Origin of the sequence: Rhodosalinus sp. (assembly GCF_041685465.1) — a bacterium.
Taxonomy (GTDB): domain Bacteria; phylum Pseudomonadota; class Alphaproteobacteria; order Rhodobacterales; family Rhodobacteraceae; genus Rhodosalinus.
Window position 1 is genome coordinate 1 of sequence record NZ_JAWLFS010000143.1, and the last position, 7,850, is coordinate 7,850.

Below are 7,850 nucleotides of genomic sequence, written 5' to 3' on the forward strand. Positions count from 1 at the left end.
AGCGCCTCGGCGCCCGAGATGATCTCGATGAGCTCGTTGGTGATCGCGGCCTGGCGCGAGCGGTTGTATTCGATCGTCAGCTTGTCGATCATCTCGCCCGCGTTGCGCGTCGCGTTGTCCATCGCGCTCATCCGCGCGCCCTGTTCGGACGCACCGTTCTCCAGCAGGGCGGAGAAGATCTGCGTCGCCACGCCCTTGGGCAGCAGATCTGCGAGGATCTCTTCCTCGCCCGGCTCGTAGTCGTAGAGCGTGCTCTCGGCGTCCGCTTCGGGCGCGTCGAACTGGGCGGGGATGATCTGCGTCGCCGTGGGGATCTGCGTCACGACATTCTGGAAGCGCGAGAAGAAGATCGTCGCAACGTCGAACTCTTCCGCCTCGAAGCGGTCGAGCACGTCCTTGGCGATCCGCTGCGCATCGCCGTAGCCCACGCGCTTGACCTCGGAGAGGTCCACGTGCCCGACGAAAAGCTCGCTCCAGTCACGGCGGAGGGCGTCACGCCCCTTCTTGCCGACGGTCAGGATCCTGACCGTCTTGCCCTCGGCGGTCAGCGCCTCGGCCTTCTGCCGCGCGAGCTTGGCGATGTTGGCGTTGAAGCCGCCGCAGAGCCCGCGCTCGGCGGTCATCACCACCAGAAGGTGGGTCTGATCGCTGCCCGTGCCGGCCAGGAGCTTCGGCGCCGTGTCGCTGTCGCCGACGCTCGCGGCGAGCTGGCCCATGACGGCGGCGAAGCGCTCGGCATAGGGGCGTGCCATCTCGGCGGCTTCCTGGGCGCGGCGGAGCTTGGCCGCCGCGACCATCTGCATGGCCTTGGTGATCTTCCGGGTCGACTTGACCGACTCGATCCGGTTCTTGAGGTCCTTGAGGCTCGGCATGTGGCCTTGGTCCTTTGTCCCTGGGGATCAGGTCAGCTGAAGTCTTTCGCGTATTCGTCGATCGCGGCCTTCAGCTTGTCGGCGGCCTCGCCCTTGATCTTGGGGTCCTCGTCGGCGATCCAGTCGAGGATGTCCTTGCGCTTGCCGCGCAGGTGCTTGAGCAGCCCCTGCTCGAAGCGGCTGACGTCCGACACCTTCAGCTCGTCGAGGTAGCCGTTGGTGCCGGCGAAGATCACCGCGACGATCTCGGCGTTCGTGAGCGGCGAGTACTGCTGCTGCTTCAGCAGCTCGGTCAGCCGTGCGCCACGGTTCAGCAGACGCTGCGTCGCCGCGTCGAGGTCCGAGCCGAACTGCGCGAAGGCGGCCATCTCGCGGTACTGCGCGAGCTCGAGCTTCAGCGAGCCGGCGACCGACTTCATCGCCGCCGTCTGCGCCGAGGAGCCCACCCGGCTCACCGAGAGGCCGGTGTTCACGGCGGGGCGCACACCCTGATAGAAGAGGTCGGTCTCGAGGAAGATCTGGCCGTCGGTGATCGAGATGACGTTCGTCGGGATGAAGGCCGAGATGTCGCCGGCCTGCGTCTCGATGATGGGCAGCGCGGTCAGCGACCCGGCGCCGTTGTCGTCGTTCATCTTCGCCGCGCGCTCGAGGAGACGCGAGTGCAGGTAGAACACGTCGCCCGGGAATGCCTCGCGGCCCGGCGGACGGCGCAGCAGGAGCGACATCTGACGGTAGGCGACGGCCTGCTTGGAGAGGTCGTCGAAGGTGATGAGCGCGTGGCGCGCGTTGTCGCGGAAATACTCGGCCATGGCGCAGGCGGCGTAGGGCGCGAGATACTGCATCGGCGCGGATTCGGAGGCCGTCGCGGCGACCACGATGGAGTATTCCATCGCGCCGCTCTCCTCGAGCTTCTTGACGAGCTGCGCGACCGTCGAGCGCTTCTGCCCGATGGCGACGTAGACGCAGTAGAGCTTCTTCGACTCGTCGTCACCCGCCGCGTCGTTGTAGCTCTTCTGGTTGAGCATCGCGTCGAGCGCGACGGCGGTCTTGCCGGTCTGGCGGTCGCCGATGATGAGCTCGCGCTGGCCGCGGCCGATCGGGATCATGGCGTCGATCGCCTTGAGGCCGGTGGCCATCGGCTCGTGCACCGACTTGCGCGGGATGATGCCCGGCGCCTTCACGTCGGCGACGCGGCGCTCGCTGGTCCCGATCTCGCCCTTGCCGTCGATCGGCTGCCCGAGCGCGTCCACGACACGGCCGAGCAGCGCATCGCCGACGGGCACGTCCACGATCGACTTGGTGCGCTTGACGACGTCGCCCTCTCCGATGTCGCGGTCGGAGCCGAAGATCACGACGCCGACGTTGTCCACCTCGAGGTTCAGCGCCATGCCGCGGATGCCGCCCGGGAACTCGACCATCTCGCCGGCCTGGATGCTGTCGAGGCCGTGCACGCGGGCGATGCCGTCACCCACGGACAGGACGCGGCCGACCTCGGCCACCTCGGCTTCCTCGCCGAAGGACTTGATCTGTTCCTTCAGGATCGCCGAGATCTCGGCAGCTTGGATACCCATCTATCCGACCTCTTTCATTGCGTTCTGGAGAGCCGCGAGGCGCGCGCGGATCGAGCTGTCGATCATCACGGAACCCACCTTCACGACGAGACCGCCGATGAGATCCTCATCGACGGCGGCGTTGATCTTGACGTCCTTGCCGATCCGCGCGCGCAGCGTCTCGGCCAGCTTTTTCGACTGCGCGTCGGTGAGCGGCCGGGCGGATGTGACATCGGCCGTGACCTCGCCCTTGTGGCGCGCGATGCGCGCGCGGAGCTGGCCGACGAGCGCCGGCAGCACGAAGAGCCGCCGCTTCTCGGCCATCAGCCCGAGGGCGTTGCGCAGCGCGGGCGGCAGGCCCATCTTGTCGGCGACGGCGAGGATCGCCGCCTTCTGCTCGTCGCGCGAATAGACGGGCGAGGCGATCAGATCACGCAGATCGGCGCTCGCGTCGAGCGCGGCGCCGAGGTCGTCCACCCCGCGCTCGAGATCGCCGAGCGCGTCGGACTCGAGCGCGATCTCGAATATCGCCGTGGCATAGCGCGCCGCGATGCCGGAGGAAATCGAAGCAGATTCGGACACGTCCACCCTTCCGCTCTGATGCCCCGGCATCCGGCACAGGGCGTGCCGCCCGGGGGCGTTGTCGTGCCCGGCCGGGCGCCGAGCCGCAAGATCGAGGTGCGTGTAGCAGAGGCTTTCACGGCGGGCAACTCCTCTTGCCCCGTTCCCGCTCGCCCGCGCTGCGCCCCGCATATCCGGTGGCCGCGCGGCACCGCGCGTGTCTCACGCGGGCTTCGCCTCCGGCGCGAGCACCCCGGCCCGTTCCGGCACGCGCTCGCTCAGCCCGCCCGGCCGCGCCGGCGGGCGCGTGCCCGCTTCCACCATCACCACGCCGCCCGCGAGCGGCATGTGCAGACGCCGGCCGAGGCGTTCCCACATCGGCCCGGACTTCATCCAGAAGCGCCGCGCCGTCGGCGGCTGGAAGAGCGCGGCGGCGTGGCGCTCCGGGACGAAGTCGTGCGCCGTGAGCAGCGCCTCGAGCTGGCCGAGCGAATAGGGCCGGCCGTAGCCGAAAGGGGTCGCGTCCGAACGCGACCAGAGCCCCGCGCGATTGGGCACGATGAACATCGCCCGCCCGCCGGGGCCCAGGACGCGGCGCGCCTCTTCCAGCAGCGCGGCGGGACGTTCGGAGGTTTCGAGCCCGTGCATCACGACGAGGCGGTCCACATGCCCCGTCTCCAGCGGCCAGAGCGTCTCCTCGCAGAGCACCGAGACGTTCGGCATTCCCGCCGGCCAGGGCATGACCCCCTGAGGACCCGGCATCAGCGCGACCACACGCCGCGCCTCCCCGAGATAGGGCCGGAGCAGCGGAACCGCGAAGCCGAAGCCGGCCACGGTGCGACCCTTCGCCTCGGGCCAGAGCGTGGTCAGCTGACCGCGCACGGCCGCCTGAGCGGCCCGGCCGAGCGCGCTCCGGTAATAGAACTCTCTGAAGTCCTGCACGTCCAGATGCATTGCGGGCCCCGGGGCGGATCGGCCAAGCTGCGCCGAGCATAGCAACGGAGGACCGAAACGCCATGCCCCTCGATATCGTCACGGTGCCCTGCCTGTCGGACAACTACGCCTTCCTCGCGCATGATCCGGAGACCGGGACAACCGCGGTCGTGGACGTGCCGGAGGCGGCGCCGATCCTCGCCGCCCTCGGGGAACGGGGCTGGCGCGCGGACATCGTGCTGCTGACCCATCACCACGCCGACCACGTGCAGGGGCTCGGCGCGCTCGCCGAGCGCTTCTCGCCCCGCGTCGTGGGCGCCGCGGCGGACGCGCACCGCCTGCCGCCGCTCGACGCGGCGGTGCGCGAGGGCGACACGGTCGAGATCGGCGCCGAGCGCGGCACCGTGCTCGATGTGCCGGGCCACACGGTCGGGCACATCGCCTTTCATTTCCCGGCAAGCCGCGCGGCCTTCACCGCCGACAGCCTGATGGCGCTCGGCTGCGGGCGGGTCTTCGAGGGCACGATGGCGCAGATGTGGGACAGCCTCACGAAGCTCGCCGCGCTGCCCCCCGAGACGATGATTCACTCGGGGCACGAGTACACGCTGGCCAACGGAAAGTTCGCGCGCTCCGTTGAACCGGGCAACGCCCGCCTTATCTCCCGTATTGACGAATGCGAGCAGGCGCGTGCGGCGGGACGGCCCACGGTGCCGTCGGAACTCGCGCTGGAGTTGGAGACCAACCCGTTCCTGCGCCCCGAAAGTGTCGAGATCCGCGACACCGTCGGCCTGCCCGACGCCCCCGCGGCGGAGGTCTTCGCGGCCGTGCGGACCCGCAAGGACAATTTCTGAGCCGCCGCGCGGCGGGCGCGCCGGTTTCGGAGCCCCACTTCACGCGATGTGATGCCCCCGCCCAAGAAAGTTCTTGAAGACCGCCCGTCTTCGACCAAACTTTAACACTACGAGCCCATGGTCGGAGGGGCCTCCGCCCGTCCGACCCAGACCAGAGGAGCACACCCGTGCCGTCTTTCTCGACAACGCTGGAACAGGCCATCCACTCCGCGCTGGCGCTGGCGAACTCGCGGTCGCACGAATTCGCCACGCTCGAGCACCTGCTGCTCGCGCTCGTCGACGAGCCCGAAGCATCCAAGGTGCTCAAGGCCTGCAATGTCGACACCGAGGAGCTGCGCGGAACCCTCGTGGACTTCATCGACGACGAGCTCTCGAACCTCGTCACCGACGTCGAGGGATCGGAGGCCGTGCCGACCACCGCCTTCCAGCGCGTGATCCAGCGCGCCGCGATCCACGTCCAGAGCTCCGGCCGCACCGAGGTGACGGGCGCCAACGTCCTCGTCGCCATCTTCGCGGAGCGCGAGTCGAACGCCGCCTTCTTCCTGCAGGAACAGGACATGACGCGCTACGACGCGGTGAACTTCATCGCGCACGGCGTCGCCAAGAACCCGGCCTACGGCGAGAGCCGCCCGGTCACCGGCGCCAGCGAGCAGCAGGAGGAGGAGGCGCAGGCCGCCGCCGAGTCCACCGATCAGAAGGAATCGGCGCTCGGCAAGTACTGCGTCGACCTCAACGCCAAGGCACGCGAGGGCGACGTCGATCCGCTGATCGGCCGCGACACCGAGGTCGAGCGCTGCATCCAGGTGCTCTGCCGCCGGCGCAAGAACAACCCGCTGCTCGTCGGCGATCCCGGCGTCGGCAAGACCGCCATCGCCGAGGGCCTCGCGCGCAAGATCGTCAAGGGCGAGACGCCCGAGGTGCTCAAGGGCACGACGATCTACGCCCTCGACATGGGCGCGCTGCTCGCCGGCACGCGCTACCGCGGCGACTTCGAGGAGCGGCTGAAGGCCGTGGTGCAGGAACTCGAGGAGCACAGGGACGGCGTGCTCTTCATCGACGAGATTCACACCGTCATCGGCGCCGGCGCCACCTCGGGCGGGGCGATGGACGCCTCGAACCTCCTGAAGCCCGCGCTTCAGGGCGGCAAGCTGCGCACCATGGGCTCCACCACCTACAAGGAGTTCCGCCAGCACTTCGAGAAGGACCGCGCGCTCAGCCGCCGCTTCCAGAAGATCGACGTGACCGAGCCGACCGTCGATGACGCGGTGAAGATCCTCAAGGGCCTCAAGCCCTACTTCGAGAAGCACCACGCGGTGAAATACACCACCGACGCGATCAAGACGGCGGTGGAGCTCAGCGCGCGCTACATCACCGACCGCAAGCTGCCCGACAAGGCGATCGACGTGATCGACGAGGCCGGCGCGGCGCAGCACCTCCTGGCCGAATCGAAGCGGCGCAAGACCATCGGCCAGAAGGAGATCGAGGGCGTGGTCGCCAAGATCGCGCGCATCCCGCCCAAGAACGTCTCCAAGGACGACGCCGAGGTGCTCAAGGACCTCGAGGGCACGCTCAAGCGCGTGGTCTTCGGGCAGAACGCCGCGATCGAGGCGCTCTCGAGCTCGATCAAGCTCGCCCGGGCCGGCCTGCGCGAGCCCGACAAGCCGATCGGCAACTACCTCTTCGCCGGGCCGACCGGCGTCGGCAAGACGGAGGTCGCCAAGCAGCTCGCCGATACGCTGGGCGTCGAGCTCCTGCGCTTCGACATGTCGGAGTACATGGAAAAGCACGCCGTCTCGCGCCTGATCGGCGCACCGCCGGGCTACGTGGGCTTCGATCAGGGCGGGCTCCTGACCGACGGTGTGGACCAGCACCCGCACTGCGTGCTCCTGCTCGACGAGATCGAGAAGGCGCACCCGGACGTCTTCAACGTCCTGCTGCAGGTGATGGACCATGGCACGCTCACCGATCACAACGGCCGCCAGGTGGACTTCCGCAACGTGATCCTGATCATGACCTCCAACGCCGGCGCCATCGAGCAGGCGCAGGCCGCCGTCGGCTTCGGCCGCGACCGCCGCGAGGGCGAGGATCAGGCCGCGATCGAGCGGACCTTCACGCCGGAGTTCCGCAACCGCCTCGACGCCGTGATCAGCTTCGGCGCCCTGCCGAAGGAGGTCATCCTGCAGGTGGTCGAGAAGTTCGTCCTCCAGCTCGAGGCGCAGCTCATGGACCGCAACGTCACCATCGAGCTGACCGAATCGGCCGCCGAATGGCTCGCCGAGAAGGGTTACGACGACAAGATGGGCGCCCGCCCGCTCGGCCGCGTGATCCAGGAGAACATCAAGAAGCCCCTCGCCGAGGAGCTTCTGTTCGGCAAGCTCGCCAAGGGCGGGGTGGTCCGCGTCGCCGTGAAGGACGGCGAGCTCGACCTGCAGATCGAGAGCACGCCGAAGCCGCGCCTCTCGTCGAAGAAGCCGCCGCTCCTGACGGCCGACTGACCGATGCTCTGGCGAGCCTTGGCGCTCGCCCTCGCCCCCGTGGCCGTGCCGGCCGCGGGGGCGCTTGATCTTGCGATGCCCCTCGACTGCCCCGAGGGCATGGGCTGCTACATCCAGCAGTATGTCGATCACGATCCCGGCCCGGGCGCAGGGGACTACGCCTGCGGCACGCTCTCCTACGACGGGCACACCGGCACCGATTTCGCCCTTCCCACCCACGCGGATCTCGCGGCCCCGGTCCCCGTGACCGCCGCGGCGCCGGGCACCGTGCGCGCGGTGCGCGACGGGATGCCCGACCGGATCTCGTCCGAGGCCGGCGCCTCCGAGATCGAGGGGCGCGGCTGTGGCAACGGCGTCGCCCTCCGCCACGGCGACGGCTGGGAGACGCAGTACTGCCACCTCGCGCAAGGCTCCATCGCCGTCGCCCCGGGCGACCGCGTGGCGCGCGGGCAGCGCCTCGGCGCCGTGGGCCTCAGCGGCCGCACCGAATTTCCGCATCTCGAACTGGTCGTCCGCCGCGACGGCACGGCCGTCGATCCCTTCGACCCGGAGGGCGAGGCCACCTGCGGATCGCCGCCGGAGGACACG

The 7,850-nt window shown here is 69.3% G+C and carries 7 protein-coding genes; 3 read left to right on the forward strand and 4 right to left on the reverse strand.

Annotated elements, in window-relative coordinates:
• From ACESL7_RS10320 to ACESL7_RS10335, 4 genes are all read right to left on the reverse strand, one after another.
• Positions 1-872: F0F1 ATP synthase subunit gamma (locus ACESL7_RS10320; protein ID WP_372893241.1), on the reverse strand; the 872-nt coding region annotated here is incomplete at its 3' end.
• Between the two features lie 32 nt (positions 873-904).
• Complete coding sequence (gene atpA / locus ACESL7_RS10325) at positions 905-2,443, reverse strand: F0F1 ATP synthase subunit alpha (RefSeq protein ID WP_372893242.1); 1,539 nt, start codon at positions 2,441-2,443, stop codon at positions 905-907.
• Positions 2,444-3,004, reverse strand: coding sequence for a F0F1 ATP synthase subunit delta (locus tag ACESL7_RS10330; protein WP_372893243.1), 561 nt, complete (start codon positions 3,002-3,004; stop codon positions 2,444-2,446).
• 201 nt (positions 3,005-3,205) lie between these two features.
• Complete coding sequence (locus ACESL7_RS10335; protein ID WP_372893244.1) at positions 3,206-3,937, reverse strand: methyltransferase domain-containing protein; 732 nt, start codon at positions 3,935-3,937, stop codon at positions 3,206-3,208.
• Positions 3,938-3,999: 62 nt separating this feature from the next.
• Here ACESL7_RS10335 and gloB point away from each other — a divergent pair, with 62 nt between their 5' ends.
• The 3 genes from gloB to ACESL7_RS10350 all read left to right on the forward strand — a co-directional run.
• The gene (gene gloB / locus ACESL7_RS10340) at positions 4,000-4,767 is read left to right on the forward strand and encodes a hydroxyacylglutathione hydrolase (protein ID WP_372893245.1); all 768 of its coding nucleotides are present in this window, start codon (positions 4,000-4,002) and stop codon (positions 4,765-4,767) included.
• A 167-nt stretch (positions 4,768-4,934) separates the two neighbouring features.
• Positions 4,935-7,262, forward strand: a complete 2,328-nt coding sequence (gene clpA, locus ACESL7_RS10345) for an ATP-dependent Clp protease ATP-binding subunit ClpA (RefSeq protein WP_372893246.1) — start codon at positions 4,935-4,937, stop codon at positions 7,260-7,262.
• Positions 7,263-7,337: 75 nt separating this feature from the next.
• Positions 7,338-7,850, forward strand: a 513-nt coding sequence (locus tag ACESL7_RS10350) for a M23 family metallopeptidase (protein ID WP_372893247.1), incomplete at its 3' end; no start/stop codon positions are given.